Source organism: Streptomyces sp. NPDC091279, assembly GCF_044757465.1.
Taxonomy (GTDB): Bacteria; Actinomycetota; Actinomycetes; order Streptomycetales; family Streptomycetaceae; genus Streptomyces.
On record NZ_JBIVVA010000022.1, the window covers coordinates 16,965 to 32,020 of the forward strand.

The 15,056-nt window shown below is 72.4% G+C and carries 12 protein-coding genes and 1 pseudogene; 10 read left to right on the forward strand and 3 right to left on the reverse strand.

Annotated features, from left to right (window positions below; genetic code table 11):
• Positions 1-9 precede the first annotated feature (9 nt).
• Together ACIQOU_RS35675 and ACIQOU_RS35680 are read left to right on the forward strand one after the other, a co-directional pair.
• Positions 10-939, forward strand: a pseudogene (locus ACIQOU_RS35675) (ABC transporter ATP-binding protein); the annotation flags it as partial.
• A gap of 250 nt (positions 940-1,189) precedes the next feature.
• The gene (locus ACIQOU_RS35680; RefSeq protein WP_401544383.1) at positions 1,190-2,305 is read left to right on the forward strand and encodes an ABC transporter ATP-binding protein; all 1,116 of its coding nucleotides are present in this window, start codon (positions 1,190-1,192) and stop codon (positions 2,303-2,305) included.
• A 380-nt stretch (positions 2,306-2,685) separates the two neighbouring features.
• On the opposite strand, the gene ACIQOU_RS35685 is transcribed toward ACIQOU_RS35680, so the two are convergent.
• Complete coding sequence (locus ACIQOU_RS35685) at positions 2,686-4,920, reverse strand: prolyl oligopeptidase family serine peptidase (protein ID WP_401544385.1); 2,235 nt, start codon at positions 4,918-4,920, stop codon at positions 2,686-2,688.
• 233 nt (positions 4,921-5,153) lie between these two features.
• On the opposite strand from ACIQOU_RS35685, the gene ACIQOU_RS35690 reads away from it, so the two are divergent.
• The 8 genes from ACIQOU_RS35690 (at position 5,154) to ACIQOU_RS35725 (ending at position 13,049) form a co-directional block, all read left to right on the forward strand.
• Complete coding sequence (locus tag ACIQOU_RS35690) at positions 5,154-5,348, forward strand: hypothetical protein (RefSeq protein WP_401544387.1); 195 nt, start codon at positions 5,154-5,156, stop codon at positions 5,346-5,348.
• A gap of 46 nt (positions 5,349-5,394) precedes the next feature.
• Entirely contained in the window at positions 5,395-6,261 is an 867-nt protein-coding gene (gene mshB / locus ACIQOU_RS35695; RefSeq protein ID WP_401544390.1) for an N-acetyl-1-D-myo-inositol-2-amino-2-deoxy-alpha-D-glucopyranoside deacetylase, read from the forward strand.
• Positions 6,258-6,671 carry a DUF6113 family protein gene (locus tag ACIQOU_RS35700; RefSeq protein ID WP_401544393.1) on the forward strand — a complete coding sequence of 138 codons (414 nt, stop codon included), beginning with the start codon at positions 6,258-6,260 and terminating at the stop codon, positions 6,669-6,671. The genes mshB and ACIQOU_RS35700 overlap by 4 nt, the downstream gene beginning before the upstream one ends.
• A gap of 156 nt (positions 6,672-6,827) precedes the next feature.
• The gene (locus ACIQOU_RS35705; RefSeq protein WP_401544396.1) at positions 6,828-9,434 is read left to right on the forward strand and encodes a hypothetical protein; all 2,607 of its coding nucleotides are present in this window, start codon (positions 6,828-6,830) and stop codon (positions 9,432-9,434) included.
• 96 nt (positions 9,435-9,530) lie between these two features.
• Positions 9,531-10,457, forward strand: a complete 927-nt coding sequence (locus ACIQOU_RS35710) for an ABC transporter ATP-binding protein (RefSeq protein WP_401544399.1) — start codon at positions 9,531-9,533, stop codon at positions 10,455-10,457.
• The gene (locus tag ACIQOU_RS35715) at positions 10,454-11,194 is read left to right on the forward strand and encodes an ABC transporter permease (protein ID WP_401544402.1); all 741 of its coding nucleotides are present in this window, start codon (positions 10,454-10,456) and stop codon (positions 11,192-11,194) included. The genes ACIQOU_RS35710 and ACIQOU_RS35715 overlap by 4 nt, the downstream gene beginning before the upstream one ends.
• Before the next feature lie 5 nt (positions 11,195-11,199).
• Complete coding sequence (locus ACIQOU_RS35720) at positions 11,200-12,438, forward strand: histidine kinase (protein WP_401544522.1); 1,239 nt, start codon at positions 11,200-11,202, stop codon at positions 12,436-12,438.
• Positions 12,435-13,049 carry a DNA-binding response regulator gene (locus ACIQOU_RS35725; RefSeq protein WP_401544404.1) on the forward strand — a complete coding sequence of 205 codons (615 nt, stop codon included), beginning with the start codon at positions 12,435-12,437 and terminating at the stop codon, positions 13,047-13,049. The genes ACIQOU_RS35720 and ACIQOU_RS35725 overlap by 4 nt, the downstream gene beginning before the upstream one ends.
• 96 nt (positions 13,050-13,145) lie before the next feature.
• Here ACIQOU_RS35725 and ACIQOU_RS35730 read toward each other — a convergent pair whose 3' ends face one another.
• Both ACIQOU_RS35730 and ACIQOU_RS35735 read right to left on the reverse strand, forming a co-directional pair.
• Positions 13,146-13,991: a transglutaminase-like domain-containing protein gene (locus ACIQOU_RS35730; RefSeq protein WP_401544407.1), complete on the reverse strand. Its 846-nt coding sequence runs from the start codon at positions 13,989-13,991 to the stop codon at positions 13,146-13,148.
• The gene (locus ACIQOU_RS35735; protein WP_401544525.1) at positions 13,988-14,998 is read right to left on the reverse strand and encodes a GNAT family N-acetyltransferase; all 1,011 of its coding nucleotides are present in this window, start codon (positions 14,996-14,998) and stop codon (positions 13,988-13,990) included. The genes ACIQOU_RS35730 and ACIQOU_RS35735 overlap by 4 nt, the downstream gene beginning before the upstream one ends.
• Between the last annotated feature and the right edge of the window lie 58 nt (positions 14,999-15,056).

The following is a 15,056-nucleotide window of genomic DNA, read 5'->3' on the forward strand; positions in this document are numbered from 1 at the left end:
GCCGCCGCCATGCTGCTCGAAGTGCGCGACCTGCACGTGGAGTTCAGGACCAGGGACGGCGTCGCCCGGGCCGTCAACGGCGTCAGCTACCAGGTGGACGCGGGCGAGACCCTCGCCGTGCTCGGCGAGTCGGGCTCCGGCAAGTCGGTCACCGCGCAGGCTGTCATGGGCATCCTCGACACCCCGCCCGGGAAGATCACCGGCGGCGAGATCCGCTTCCGGGACCGGGATCTGCTCCGGCTGCCGGAGAAGGAACGGCGCCGGGTGCGCGGCGCCGAGATGGCGATGATCTTCCAGGACGCGCTGTCCTCCCTCAACCCCGTGCTCTCCGTGGGCGACCAGCTCGGCGAGATGTTCACCGTGCACCGGGGAATGTCCCGCAAGGACGCCCGCGCCAAGGCCGTCGAGCTGATGGAACGGGTCCGCATCCCCGGCGCCGCCCAACGCGTCCGGGACTATCCGCACCAGTTCTCCGGCGGGATGCGCCAACGCATCATGATCGCGATGGCGCTCGCCCTGGAACCCGCCCTGATCATCGCCGACGAACCGACCACCGCCCTCGACGTCACCGTCCAGGCCCAGGTCATGGACCTGCTCGCGGAGTTGCAGCGCGAGTACACCATGGGGCTCATCCTCATCACCCACGACCTCGGCGTGGTCGCCGACGTCGCCGACCGGATCGCGGTGATGTACGCGGGCCGGATCGTCGAACAGGCGCCGGTCCACGACATCTACAAGGCCCCGGCGCACCCCTACACCCGGGGTCTGCTGGACTCCATCCCGCGCCTGGACCAGAAGGGCCAGGAGCTGTACGCGATCAAGGGCCTGCCCCCGAACCTCATGGACATCCCGCCCGGCTGCGCCTTCCACCCACGCTGCCCGATGGCCCAGGAGGTCTGCCGGACGGAGGTACCGCCGCTGTATGCGGTGAACGAGGCGGGCGGGGTGTCTGGGGCGGGCGCGGGGGCTGACGCCGGGGTGGGGCCTGGGGCGGGGGCGGTGTCCGGGACGGGGGTGGTTTCTGGCGCGGGCGCGGGGGCTGACACCGGCGTGGCCTCCGGGGTGGGCGCCGAGCGGGTCAGTGCCTGTCACTTCTGGAGGGAGTGCCTCCATGGATGAGCCGAGGGTGGACGACCTGTCGATGGCCCGTACATCGGTGGGTCCGACGGGTGGGTCAACGATCGAGTCGATGTCAGCGTCAACATGGTCACGTGTTGAGCCGATCCTCGAAGTGAGTGGACTGGTCAAGTACTACCCATTGACCCAGGGCATTGTGTTCAAGAAACAGGTCGGTGCCGTCAAGGCTGTGGACGGCGTGGACTTCACGCTCAACAGAGGAGAGACCCTCGGCATCGTCGGGGAGTCCGGGTGCGGCAAATCAACTGTTGCCAAGATGCTCGTCAATCTTGAGCGCCCCACCGCCGGGTTGATCAAGTACAAGGGCGAGGACATCACCCGCCTCACCGGCCGCGCGCTCAAGGCGGTGCGCCGCAACATCCAGATGGTGTTCCAGGACCCGTACACCTCCCTCAACCCCCGCATGACGGTGGGCGACATCATCGGGGAGCCGTACGAGATCCACCCCGAGGTGGCCCCGAAGGGCGACCGGCGCCGACGCGTCCAGGATCTGCTGGACGTCGTCGGACTCAACCCCGAGTACATCAACCGGTATCCGCACCAGTTCTCCGGCGGTCAACGGCAACGCATCGGCATCGCGAGGGGGTTGGCGCTGCGCCCGGAGATCATCGTCGCGGACGAACCGGTCTCCGCGCTGGACGTCTCCGTGCAGGCCCAGGTGATCAACCTGATGGACCGGCTCCAGAACGAGTTCGAGTTGTCGTACGTATTCATCGCGCACGACCTGTCGATCGTCCGGCACATCTCGGACCGGGTCGCGGTGATGTACCTCGGGCGGATCGTGGAGACCGGCCGGGACACCGAGATCTACGACCACCCCACCCACCCGTACACCCAGGCCCTCCTGTCCGCCGTCCCGGTCCCCGACCCGGCCGCGCGGGAACGCCGGGAGCGGATCATCCTCACGGGTGACGTCCCCTCCCCGACCGACGTGCCGTCCGGCTGCCGGTTCCGCACCCGCTGCTGGAAGGCCCAGGAGCGCTGCGCCCTGGAGGTACCGGAGTTGGCGGTCCCCGCGGAGTTCCGCCTGCTGCCGGGCCCGGCGGCCCACGACTCGGCGTGCCACTTCGCGGAGGAGAAACGAGTGGTCCCACCCGAGCCCCCCAAGACACCCGAGCCCCGCAAGACCCCTGAGCCTCTTGAGCCCCCCGAGCCTCCCGAGGAGTGACGGACGTTCCCGCGCCGGGGTACCCGCGAGGGGGCAGAGGGGGAGCCGACGTTCCCGCCGGAGGCGCCCGAAGGGCGGACGGGCATCGCCGTCGGAGTCGTCGGAGGCGTCTGACGGCCGGGTCGGTTTCGCCGTCGGAGACCCTAGCGCCCGGGCCGAAGATCCACGCAGGTCGGAAACGGGTCGGTCTGTCGGGAAAACCGGAGGGATAACCGGCCAATCCCGCGAGGGAATGGCAACGGGCCGGGATGACATGGCGCATCCCGGCCCGTTTACGGCACCCGCACGGCCGTACGCTGTTCAGCCTGTCGCGTCCGTATATCGGTACCGCTTCCGTGAAGTTGCCTGCGTGTTAACGCGATTCGTGCGGTTTTGTGCGGCTATGCCAGGGAGCGCCGAAGGAAGTCCAGCTGGAGCATGAGCAGGTTCTCGGCGACCTCCTCCTGCGGGGTCATGTGGGTCACGCCGGACAGCGGCAGCACCTCGTGCGGGCGCCCGGCGGCGAGCAGCGCCGAGGAGAGCCGCAGGGAGTGGGCGACCACCACGTTGTCGTCGGCGAGGCCGTGGATGACCATCATCGGGCGGTGCGGGGCGACGGCGTCGACCAGGCCCGCGTCGTCGATCAGGGAGTTGCGCCGGTAGACGTCGGGCTGCTGGTCCGGCAGGCCGAGGTAACGCTCCTGGTAGTGGGTGTCGTAGAGGCGCAGGTCGGTCACCGGGGCGCCGACCACCGCCGCGTGGAAGACGTCGGGGCGGCGCAGCACGGCGAGGGCGGCCAGGTAGCCGCCGAACGACCAGCCCCGGATCGCGACCTTGGAGAGGTCGAGCGGGAAGTCGCCGGCCAGCGCCTGGAGCGCGTCCACCTGGTCCTTGAGGACCACCGCGGCCAACTCGTCACGGACCGCCTTCTCCCAGGCGGGGGAGCGGCCCGGAGTGCCCCGGCCGTCGGCGACGACCACCGCGAACCCCTGGTCGGCGAACCACTGCGAGGTGAGGTGGGCGTTGTGCGCGGCGGCCACCCGCTGGCCGTGCGGGCCGCCGTACGGGTCCATGAGCACCGGCAGGGGAGTGCCGCCCTGGTAGTCCCGTGGCATAAGCACGGCGCACGGGATTCGGCGTGCGCCCCCCTGTGTGAGCGTCACGCGCGGGGACAGACCGGGATCTTCCGCGACCGACCGGACAACGGCGACCTCGGTGAGCCCCGGTTCCTTGAGCCCCGGTTCCTTGAGCCCCGCGCCCGCCGTGCTCCCCTGGTCACCCTTACCAGGATTACCAGGCTTACCGGGCCTGCCCGGCTTGCCGTCCCCGGCCGCCCGGTCGTCGCGCAGGACCCGTGCCCGGCTGCCGGGGCGGTCGAGGCCTGCGGAGACCAGGACGGTCACGCCCCCGGCGCGCACCGCGCTGTGCACGCCGGGGGTCTGGGAGACGCGCTCCACGCCCAGCTCGTTGACCCGGTAGACATGCACCTCACCGATCTCCGGATCGGCCGCCGCCTCGCCCGCCGACGCCGTGACCAGCACGTCGTCCGCCGACACGGACAGCACCGCGCGGATGTGCAACTGGGGCCCGGTCAGCGGACGTTCACCGACCGCCAGGACCCGCGCGCCGCCCTCGTCGGCGATCCGGACCAGCTGTCCCGAGGGGCTCCAGCAGGGCACCCCAGGGAAAAGATCAAGCCAAACTGGATCTTCGTCGGCGTGCACCAGACGCGTCGCCCCGGTGGTCGGGTCGACGGCCAGACACAGCTGCTCACGCTGGTCGCGCGCCTGTACGAGAAGGAGCGGCACACCCGCGTCCGACCAGTGCACATGCGCCAGATACGGGTAGCGCGCCCAGTCCCAGACGACCTCCGTACGGGCCCCGTCGAGGCCGATCACGAAGAGCCGGACGTCGGCGTTGTCGGTACCGGCCGCCGGATAGGCGACCCGCTGCGGCTCGCGGTCCGGATGCGCCGGGTCGGAGATCCACCAGCGCCGCACCGGGGTGTCGTCCACCCGCGCGACCAGCAGCCGGTCGGATTCCGGGGCCCACCAGAAGCCTCGCGTGCGCTGCATCTCCTCGGCCGCGATGAACTCCGCGAGCCCATAGGTGACCGCCTCCGACTCCGGCCGGATCAGGGCCCGTTCGCCCTCGCCGTCGGCGCCCACCACCCGCAGCGCGCCCTGCCCGACGTACGCGATCCACCGTCCGTCGGGGGAGGGGCGCGGGTCGATCACCGGCCCCGTGGACGGGAGTTCACGGGTCGCGCCAGTCTCCGTCACGGCCGTGAACAGCCGCCCTGACAAGGCGAAAGAGGCCAACTGGACGGCCGCGTCGGTCGCGTAGCCGACGATGCCGGCGCCGCCCTCACGGCTGCGTTCGCGTCGCGCGCGTTCCTCCCGCGAGAGGTTCTCGTCAGCGCCGCCGAGCAGCGCGCGCGGGTCGGCGAGGACGCGTTCCGTGCCATCCGCGAGATCGAGCGCGCGGAGCGAATTCGCCCTGTCCGTACCGGAGTCGGAGCGCAGGAACAGCACCCGGGAGCCGTCCGGGGCGACCGTGAACGCGCGCGGCGCGCCCAGGCTGAAGCGCTGGGTCCTGGCGTGCAGGCGGGGGAAGGAGTCGGGCCTCGTCGTCATGGGCCGACCATATTGGCCATGCGCCCCCTTGTGCGGCCGTGCGCCGATCGATGCGCGCGTGTGGATAGTTATGATCACTACCGCGTAGTGGGTAGGAACCTGCTGCCTGTTGTATGGATTTATCTGCCCCACAGTTCGACCTAGTTCCGCCTGGTTCAACCTAGTTGGGCCTAGTTCGACCCCCTCAAGTCCGACCCCACGAGTTTTTCTGGGACCTTTGGAGGTGAGCCGCCGTGGCACTCTCGATTTCGGCGGTGGTGCTGCTGGCGATCGTCGTCTTCCTGCTGGTCAAGAAGTCAGGACTGAAAACCGGGCATGCGGTTGTCTGCATGCTGCTGGGGTTCTATCTCGCCTCTTCCACCATCGCGCCCACGATCAGCAACCTGACCTCGAACATCGCTGGCATGATCGGCGGCATCAAGTTCTGACCGGGGCTGCGCCGCACTGTCGGTGCCGCCTCGTAGGGTGGGACGCATGACGGAACAGCCCGCCCGGCGTCTGCTCCTGGTGCACGCGCACCCGGACGACGAGTCGATCAACAACGGCGCGACCATGGCCAGGTACAGGTCCGAGGGTGCCCAGGTGACGCTGGTCACCTGCACCCTCGGCGAGCGCGGCGAGGTCATCCCGCCCGAGCTGCGTCACCTGGCCGGGGCCGCGCTCGGCGCGTACCGGCTGGGCGAGCTGACGGCGGCCATGGGCACCCTCGGTGTCGACGACTTCCGTCAGCTCGGCGGCGCGGGCCGCTACAGCGACTCCGGGATGATGGGACTCGCCGACAACGACGACCCGGACTGCTTCTGGCAGGCCGACGTCGACGAGGCGGCGACCCGTCTCACCGAGGTGATCCTCGACGTCCGCCCCCAGGTCGTCGTCACCTACGACCCCGACGGCGGCTACGGCCACCCCGACCACATCCAGGCCCACCGCGTCACCATGCGCGCCGTCCAACTGGCCGCCGACGCGGGCTGGGACGTGCCCAAGGTGTACTGGAACCGCGCCCCGCGCTCCGTCGTCGAGGCCGCCTTCGCGCGCCTGCGCGAGGAGCTGCCCGACCTCCCCTACGCCGCGGCCGCCCCCCTCGGCGACGTTCCGGGCGTGGTCGACGACGACGTGATCACCACCGAGATCGACGGCGCCGCCCATGCCGCTGCCAAGGCGGCGGCCATGACGGCGCACGCCACCCAACTGGAGGTCACCGGCGCGTACTTCGCCCTGTCGAACGCGCTGGCGCAACCCCTGTTCACCACCGAGTACTACGAGTTGGCGCGCGGTGAGCGGGCCCCCGGCGGCCGGGAGAGCGACCTGTTCGCCGGTATCGGCGCCCAGGAGGCGCGATGAGCGGCGACCAGGGTTCGATGCTCGCCCAGCCGCTCAGGGCGCCCTCAGCGGGGCGTGCGGCGGCCTACGTGGGCCTCTTCGTGCTCGGCGCGGCCGTCGGGGTCGCCGGGGCGCTGGTGCAGGGCGGTCTCTTCCCGGGCGGGCTGCTGCTCGCGCTGGCCGGTGAGGCCGGGCTGCTGCGCGGCGGGGCCAGAGTCACCGGGGGGCGGGCCGGGGCGGTCGCGCCCGCCGTCGGCTGGCTCGTCGTCGTCGTGCTGCTGACCTCCACCCGTCCGGAGGGTGACTTCCTGTTCGCCGCGGGAGGGAGTTCCTATCTCTTCCTCCTCGGCGGGATGGCCGTCGCTGTGATCTGCGCCACCCTTGGTTTCGGGCGGCAACCAGCCGGGGCCGACGCCCGACTTGGGAAGTGACGTACTGCTTCGCCGTAACGCCGCCGTGCGAGTCCGGTGTGGGTTTCCCCGGCGGTCGTGGGATACGCGCCAGAAGTGGCCAGTATGGTGGTGCGCGCCGCCGAGCTGCCCGCGTGAGGTCGTGTGGGGCGGCGGAGCCAACCGGGAGAACCTGCCTTGAGTCGTGAAACTGACACTCCGTCCTCCGGCCCCGACGGGCGCGGTGCGACCGCGTACCCGTCGGGCACGCCGCCCTACGGGACGCCCCTGGCTTCCGACGCCGGTAGCGACGCGGGCCGTTCGGGCGCGCAGCCGGAGGAGCGCAAGACCGAGACCACGCTGACCACCCGGATCAGAATCAACATCCCGGGGTCGCGGCCCATCCCGCCGGTCGTCATGCGCACGCCCGTCGCGGACGGGTCGCCCGCCGAGGAGACCGGCGAACACCCGGCCCCGGCGCCCGCGCCCGTGGAGCCGCCCGCCGAACCCGCCCCGCCGGCCGGGGAGAAGACGAGCGACTGGTTCGCCCCCCGCAAGGCCGGTGCGCCCAAGGGCGGTCCGGCCTCCGGCGCCACCAACGGCGCGGGCGTGCCCGGCCCTTCGGCCCCCCGCCCGGCCAACCCCGGCCGCGTGGTCGGCACGATGAGCGCCCCCGCGACCACCCGCCCCACCGCCCCCGTGACCCCGGGCTCCACCCACGGCGCCGGGCTCCCCGGCGGTGCGACCGGCGGCCCCGTCGCCCCCGGCCACGGCGGCGGCACCGGCTCCTTCGACGTCACCGAGGCCCTCGCGGCCGCCCCGAACGGCCCCCGCCCGAAGGGCACCGGCACCGACCGACCCGCCAACTCCCCGCAGCCCAACGGCGCTACCGGCACCCCCGGTTCCAGCACCAGCCCGTACGACTACACCGACCCGTCGACCGGCCCGCTCGGCAACGAGACGACGGGCAACACCCCGATCGGCAACGGCGTTGCGGGCGCCCCTGGTTCGGGGATCAGCCCGTACGACTACACCGACCCGTCGACCGGCCCGCTCGGGAACGAGACCACCGGCAACACCCCCATCGGTAACGGCGTTGCGGGCGCCCCGGGTTCGGGGATCAGCCCGTACGACTACACCGACCCGTCGACCGGCCCGCTCGGGAACGAGACCACCGGCAACACCCCGATCGGTAACGGCGTTGCGGGCGGCCCGGGTTCCGGCGTCAGCCCGTACGACTTCAGCGACCCGTCGACCGGCCCGCTCGGCAATGAGACGACGGGCAACACCCCCATCGGCAACGGCGTTGCGGGCGGACCCGGTTCGGGGACCGGCTCGTACGACTTCAGCGACCCGGCCGCCGGACCCGGCAACCCCGCCGCCGGTGAGCCCCGCCGCGCCGAGCTGCCGTACTTCTCCGACGCCGACCGGCCCGAGGGCTACACCGGCCCCCCCGGCGGCTTCGGCACCCCGGGCGCGAACGGCCCGAGCGGACCGACCGGCGGTCCCGTCACCGGCAGCAGCCCGCTGACGGCGCCTCCCGGCGGTCCGGCGGGCGCACCCGGCGCAGGCGGCACCCGCGGGGCCACCCGTAAGGGACGCGGCCCCGGCGGCGGCCTGAGCGACGACACCGCGATCCTCACCCCGCAGAAGCCGGCCCCCGAGCCGGGCACCCCGGGCTACGGCACCCGCCAGGACCACGTCTCCGGACACACCGTCACCAGCGGCATCCCGATCGTGCCGCCGGGCCCGAACGCGCCGTTCGCGCCGGGCGCCGGGACCGACGGGCCGTTGCCGCACACGCCCCCGAAGCTGCCCGAGCCGGTCTCGGCACCGGCGGCGTCGGCGCCCAAGGCGAAGAAGAAGGGCCGCAGCAAGCTGGTGCTGCTCGGCGTCGGCGTCTTCGTGATCGCGGGCGGCGTCTACGGCGCCGGGCTGCTGATGAACCACACCGACGTGCCCAAGGGCACCACCGTGCTCGGCCTCGACATCGGCGGCGGCACCCGCGACGACGCCGTCAAGAAGCTCGACGCGGCGTTCGGCGAGCGCGTCGACAAGCCGCTGAAGCTGGCCGTCGAGGGCAAGACGGTCTCGCTCACCCCGGACCAGGCGGGCTTGCAGTTCGACCTCCAGGCCACCGTCGCCTCGGCCGCCCAGAGCGACTACAACCCGGTCTCGGTGATCGGCTCGCTCTTCGGCAAGGGCCGCGCGGTCACCCCGGTCATGCCCATCGACGAGGAGAAACTGACGGCGGCCCTCCAGTCCGCCGCGGGCGGCTCCGGCTCGATGACCGAGGGCACGATCCGGTTCACGTCCGGCAAGGCCGTCGCCGTCTACGGCAAGGCGGGCAAGGGCATCGACGCGGAGAAGTCGCGCCAGGCCGTCGAGGACGCCTACCGCGCCCAGGTGGAGACCGGCACGACCGGATCGGTCACGGTTGCGACGACGACCCGGGAACCCACGGTGTCCAAGGCCGAGGTCGACCGCGAGATGAAGGCCTTCGCGACCCCGGCGATGTCCGCCAACATCGTCGTGCAGACGGACGCCGCGCACTCCGTGGCGTTCAGCCCGCAGAACTCCCTGTGGAAGTTCCTCAAGGTCAAGGCCGTCAACGGCAAGCTCGTCGACAGCCCCGACCTGGACGCGCTCAAGGAGCTGTACGGCAAGGCGTTCGACGGCGTGCTGATCACCCGGGGCACCGGCCAGAAGACCGCCGTCACGCCCCAGGACGTGTACGCGGCCGCCCGCCAGGCCCTGCTCAGCACGAGCGACCGGAACGCGGTCATCGAGACCGACCCGAGCTGACCCGGCACGTCACCGGTGCCGCATGACAGATGTCATGCGGCACCCCGGACGCCCGACACTGCCGCCGCACCACCCCCGGCGGACAGCATGGACCGCATGACAACGACAGCGGTGCGGACCACCACCCCGGTGGTCGGGTTCGAAGCGGTGAGCAAGGTGTACGGGGACGTCCGGGCCGTCGACGGCCTGACGCTCACCCTGCGTCCAGGGGAGACCGTGGCCCTCCTGGGGCCCAACGGCGCGGGCAAGTCGACCACCCTCGATCTGCTGCTCGGGCTCCGGCAGCCCGACGCCGGGCGGGTCCAGGTGTTCGGGACCGGGCCGCGCGAGGCGATCGTCGCCGGGCGGGTCGGCGCGATGCTCCAGAGCGGCGGCCTGATGGACGAGGTCACCGTCGCCGAACTGGTCCGCCTCGCCTGCGATCTGCACCCGAGGCCCTTCAAGGTCGCCGACGTCCTCACCCGGGCCGGGATCAGCAAGATCGCCGACCGCAAGGTCGACAAGCTCTCCGGCGGCCAGGCCCAGCGCGTCCGCTTCGCCCTCGCCACCGCGGGCGACAGCGACCTCATCGTCCTCGACGAGCCGACCACCGGCATGGACGTCACCGCCCGCCAGGCCTTCTGGGCCACCATGCGTGAACAGGCCGACCGGGGCCGCACGGTGCTGTTCGCCACGCACTACCTGGAGGAGGCCGACGCGATCGCCGACCGCGTCCTGGTGCTGCACCGGGGCCGGCTGCTCGCCGACGGCACCGCCGCCGAGATCAAGGCCAAGGCCGGTGCCCGCCGCGTCTCCTTCGACCTCGACGCACCCGTCGACGAGGCCGCGATCCGCGCGCTGCCCTTCCTGACCTCGGTCGACGTCAGCGGCCACACCGTGCGCATCCAGTCCTCCGACGCCGACGCCACCGTTCACGCGCTGTACGGCCTCGGCGTCTACCCGCGCAACCTCGAAGTGGCCGGGCTCGGCCTGGAACAGGCGTTCGTCGCCATCACCGCGGCCGAGGAGGCCAAGCAGTCATGAACAGTCTGATCAAACTTGAACTCTCGCGCGCCCTGCGCAACCGGAAGTTCCTGTTCTTCTCGGTGATCTACCCCTCGGCGCTGTTCCTGCTGATCGCGGGCAACGCCGACCCCACCACCAAGGTCGACGGCACCGGGTTGACGTTGCCGACGTACATGATGGTGTCCATGGCGTCCTTCGGTGCCCTTACCGCCGTCCTGATGGGCAACAGCGAGCGCATCGCCAAGGAGCGGGAGAGCGGCTGGGTACGGCAGTTGCGGCTGACCTCGCTGCCGGGGCGCGGTTACGTCTTCGCCAAGACGGCCGGCGCGGCCGTGGTGAGTCTGCCGTCCATCGTGGTCGTCTTCGTCGTCGCGGCCGCCGTGAAGGACGTCCGCCTGGACGCCTGGCAGTGGCTCGCGCTCACCGGCGCGATCTGGGCCGGCAGCCTCGTCTTCGCCGCGCTCGGCGTTGCCATCGGCTACCTGGCCAGCGGGGACGCGGTCCGCCCGATCACGATGATCACCTACTTCGGCCTGTCCATGCTGGGCGGCCTGTGGATGCCGACGACGACGTTCCCGCACTGGCTCCAGGAGATCGCCAAATGGCTGCCCACGCACGCGTACGCTGCGATCGGGCGGGCCATCGAGCAGAGCCAGGCCCCGCAGGTCCAGGACATCGCCAACCTCGCCGTCTTCTTCCTCCTCTTCGCGGGCGGAGCGGCCTGGCTGTACCGGAAGGACACGCTGACGGCGTGAACGCCATGACGGACGGCCTGCGGGCCGACGAGGAGGCCCGGGCCCACCGCCTGGTGCGGATCGGGGAACCGCCCCGCACCCGGGGCGAGGCGCTGCGCAAGCTGGTGTGGGTGGCGCCCTGGCTGGTCTTCCTCACCTCGCCGGTCGCCGACCTGCTCCACGGCGGGCACGCCACCCCGGTCGGGGCGGCCGGCTGGACGGGCCTCGCCGCCTTCACCGGGATCTATCTGGCGCTCGTCTTCCGCAACATGAGCCGACCGCTCTCCCCGGCCGCCGTGTACGCCATGGTCGCGGCCCTGGAGGTGCTCACCGTCGCCCTCAGCCTCACCTTCGGCGAGGCCTGGCTCGGCCTGTTCGTCTACGTCTCGGTCTGCTGCGGGATCACGTTCCCGCTCCGGCTCGCCTACTGGACCATCCCCCTCAACACCGCCGCGCTGCTGCTGGTCGGCTGGCGGGTCGGCGAGGAGACCGCCTGGGGGCTCTTCCTGGTGGTGCTGCTCGTCGGCTACTCGATGACCGGCGTCCGCCAGCTCATCCACACGACGGTCGCGCTGCGCAGGGCCCGCGCCACCGTCGCCCAACTCGCCGCCAACGAGGAACGGTTGCGGATGGCCCGCGACCTGCACGACCTGCTCGGCCACTCGCTCTCCCTCATCACCCTGAAGAGCGAACTGGCCGGACGTATGCTCCCCGACCACCCCGACCGCGCCGCCCAGCAGGTCGCCGACATCGAACAGGTCAGCCGACAGGCCCTGGTCGACGTCCGGGAGGCCGTCACCGGCTACCGGCGGGCCCGCCTCGCCACCGAACTCGCCGGCACCCAGGTCGCCCTGACCGCCGCGGGCATCGCCGCCGACGTCCCCGTCGAGCCCGACCTCACCGGCGTCGGCGAGGAGAGCGAGTCGGCCCTCGCGTGGGCGCTGCGCGAGGCCGTCACCAACGTCGTCCGGCACAGCGGCGCCCGGCGCTGCACCGTCGAGCTGCTGCGCCGCCAGACCCTGGCGGGACCCGTCGCCGAACTCTCCGTCGAGGACGACGGCTCGGCCGCCGACGACGGCACCGGCGTCGCGCCCCCGGGCGTCGCGGGCGGCGGCGCCGAGGAGCCGGGCAACGGCCTCACCGGCCTCACCGAACGCCTGGAGAAGGCCGGCGGCACCCTGGAGGCGGGCCGCGTCCGAGGCGGCTTCCGGCTGGTCGCCCGGGTCCCCGCGGACCGCCCGGCGCCCGTAGACTCCGGCGCATGAGCCGCACGATCAAGGTCCTCCTCGCCGAGGACCAGTCGATGGTCCGCGAGGCGCTCGCCGCCCTCCTCGGCCTTGAGGACGACATCGAGGTCGTCGCCCAGGTGGCGCGCGGCGACGAGGTGCTGGACGCGGCCCGCGCGCACGCCGTCGACGTGGCCCTCCTCGACATCGAGATGCCCGGCTGCACCGGCATCGAGGCCGCCGGGCAGGTGCACCGCGAGCTGCCCGGCGTGAAGCTGGTCGTGCTGACCACCTTCGGGCGCCCCGGCTATCTGCGCAGCGCGATGGAGGCGGGCGCCGACGCGTTCCTCGTCAAGGACGCCCCGGCCGCCCAACTCGCCGCCGCCGTACGGAAAGTCCTCGCCGGCGAGCGCGTCATCGACCCGACCCTCGCGGCGGCGGCCCTGGCGGAGGGCGCCAACCCGCTCACCGACCGCGAACGCGAGGTGCTGCGCACGGCGGCGGACGGCGCCACCAACGCCGAACTCGCCCAGACCCTCCACCTCTCCCAGGGCACGGTCCGCAACTACCTCTCCACGGCCATCCAGAAACTGGCGGTCCGCAACAGGGCGGAGGCGGTGAACATCGCCCGGGAGAAGGGCTGGTTGTAGGGGGACGGGGGCAACTCCGGGCGCCGGGTGGGACGTTCAGCGGGGAACAGAGGAGCGGGGAACAGAGGAGGCTGGGCAACGGGGCCCGTGGCGGCCTCAGTTCAGGAGGGAACGGGCCTGTCTGGCCTCGCCGCGGACCTGCTCCGCCGCCTGTTCGTCCACCGCCTCCAGGAGGTCCGCGTAGGACTCCAACTCGCCCGCGCCGCCCGGGTAATCGCCCCGCAGCACCAGCAACTGGGCCCGCTCGTAGCGCAGTCGGGCGGGATGCGAGGGCAGCAGCAGGCCCAACTCCAGGGACCACAGGGCGACATCGGACCGTTCGAGGTGGGTCCCGGCCCACGCCCGTACGTTGTTCAGGACGCGGGCGACGACCTCCACGGGCTCGGCGGGACGCAGCATCGACGGCTCCAGGCGGGCCCCCGCGGCCCCGGCGACCAGGGTCCGCGCGTCGTCGCCGGTCAGCACCCGGCCACCGTCGAACGGGTCGGCCAGCACCTGGTCCTCGTGCGGGCCGAAGCCGACCACGAAGTGCCCCGGCAGCGCGACCCCGTACACCGGGGCCCCGGCCCGCCGGGCGACCTCCAGCCACAGCACCGACAGCAGGATGGGCAGCCCGCGCCGACGCCGCAGCACCTCGTGCAGCAGGGACGACTCCAGGCGCCGGTAGTCGGCCGCCGACCCGCCGAACCCTTCCCGCTCGCCGAGGAGTTGGCGCACGGCCCGCGCCCACGCGCCGGGACCGCCCGGGCGGAACGGCAACTGCCCCGCCAGCCGGTCCAGTTCGACCTGGGCGGCGTCGATGCCGACGTCGTCGAGAGCGCCGTCCGCCACCGCGCCGATCAGCAGGCAGAGGGCGGCGAGGTCGGGCCGTTCGCAGCGGGCCTCCTCGGCGAACCGCTGCCGCAGCTCGGCGGACCGCTCCGGCGCGGGGCGGCCCTTCACGACCGTCCCGGGCCTTCGGAATCCGGCTCCCGGTAGTGGTGGTAGGCGTGGTGCGCGGCGAACCCGAGGCCCGCGTACAGGGCCCGCGCCCCGGTGTTGTCCAGCTCGACCTGGAGCCAGGACGCCGACGCGCCCTCCGCCAGCGCCCGCTGGGCCAGCGCCGCCAGCACGGCACCCGCGAGGCCCTGCCGCCGCCGTTCGGGAGCCACCTCGACGGCGGCGAAGGACGCCCACCGGCCGTCCACCACGCACCGGCCGATCGCGGCCGGCGCGTCCTCGCCCGGCACCGTCGCGAACCACACCGAGGGACCGCTGCCCAGGACCTTCAGCGCCACGTCGCTCACGCCCTTGCGCTGATAGCGCGCGAGCCACCGCTCGTCGGCCGTCCGGGACAGCTCGACCCCGGCCCCGTCGGCCCGGTCCGCGACCGGCGCCAGCGCCCCGGTCCACAGCTCGGCGCTCACCTCACGCACCCACCCGCGCCGCTCCAGCTCCGCGCACAGCCCCTCCTGCGTGCCCTCGGCGCCGGTCGCGGTCTGGATGTACGCGGGCAGCCCGCGCGCCGCGTACCACCCGCGTACGGCGCTCAGGGCGTCGTCGAGGGGGCGGCCGGGATCGCCCAGCGGCAGCACCGAGTTGGCGCGGCGGGTGAACCCGGAGGCGGCGCGCAGCTCCCAGTCACCGAGCCGCTCGCTCTCCACCGGCCGCCACGCGCGCGCGGAGACGCGCGCGAGCTCCTCGTAGGACGCGGCGGGTCCCCGGCGGCGGGCCGGAGCGGCCGGTACCACTTTCCCGGCGACCAGAGAGGATTCCGGCACCGCGACGCTCTCGCCGCTCTTCCGTGTGATCAGGAGCACGCCGTCGTCCCATGATGTGAGAACACCGACCGTGTCGGTGAACATCTCCTGCGTCACACCAGGATCGCTCAAGCGCCGGACGGAGACGCGTTTTCCCACGTCAGCAGCTGTGATGCGGACCTCAAGTCGCCCAGCAGCGGATATTTCCACAGGTAGGTCCACCCCTCCTGTTCGGATCGTGGCCAAGAACGGAGATACTAGAGGTGGG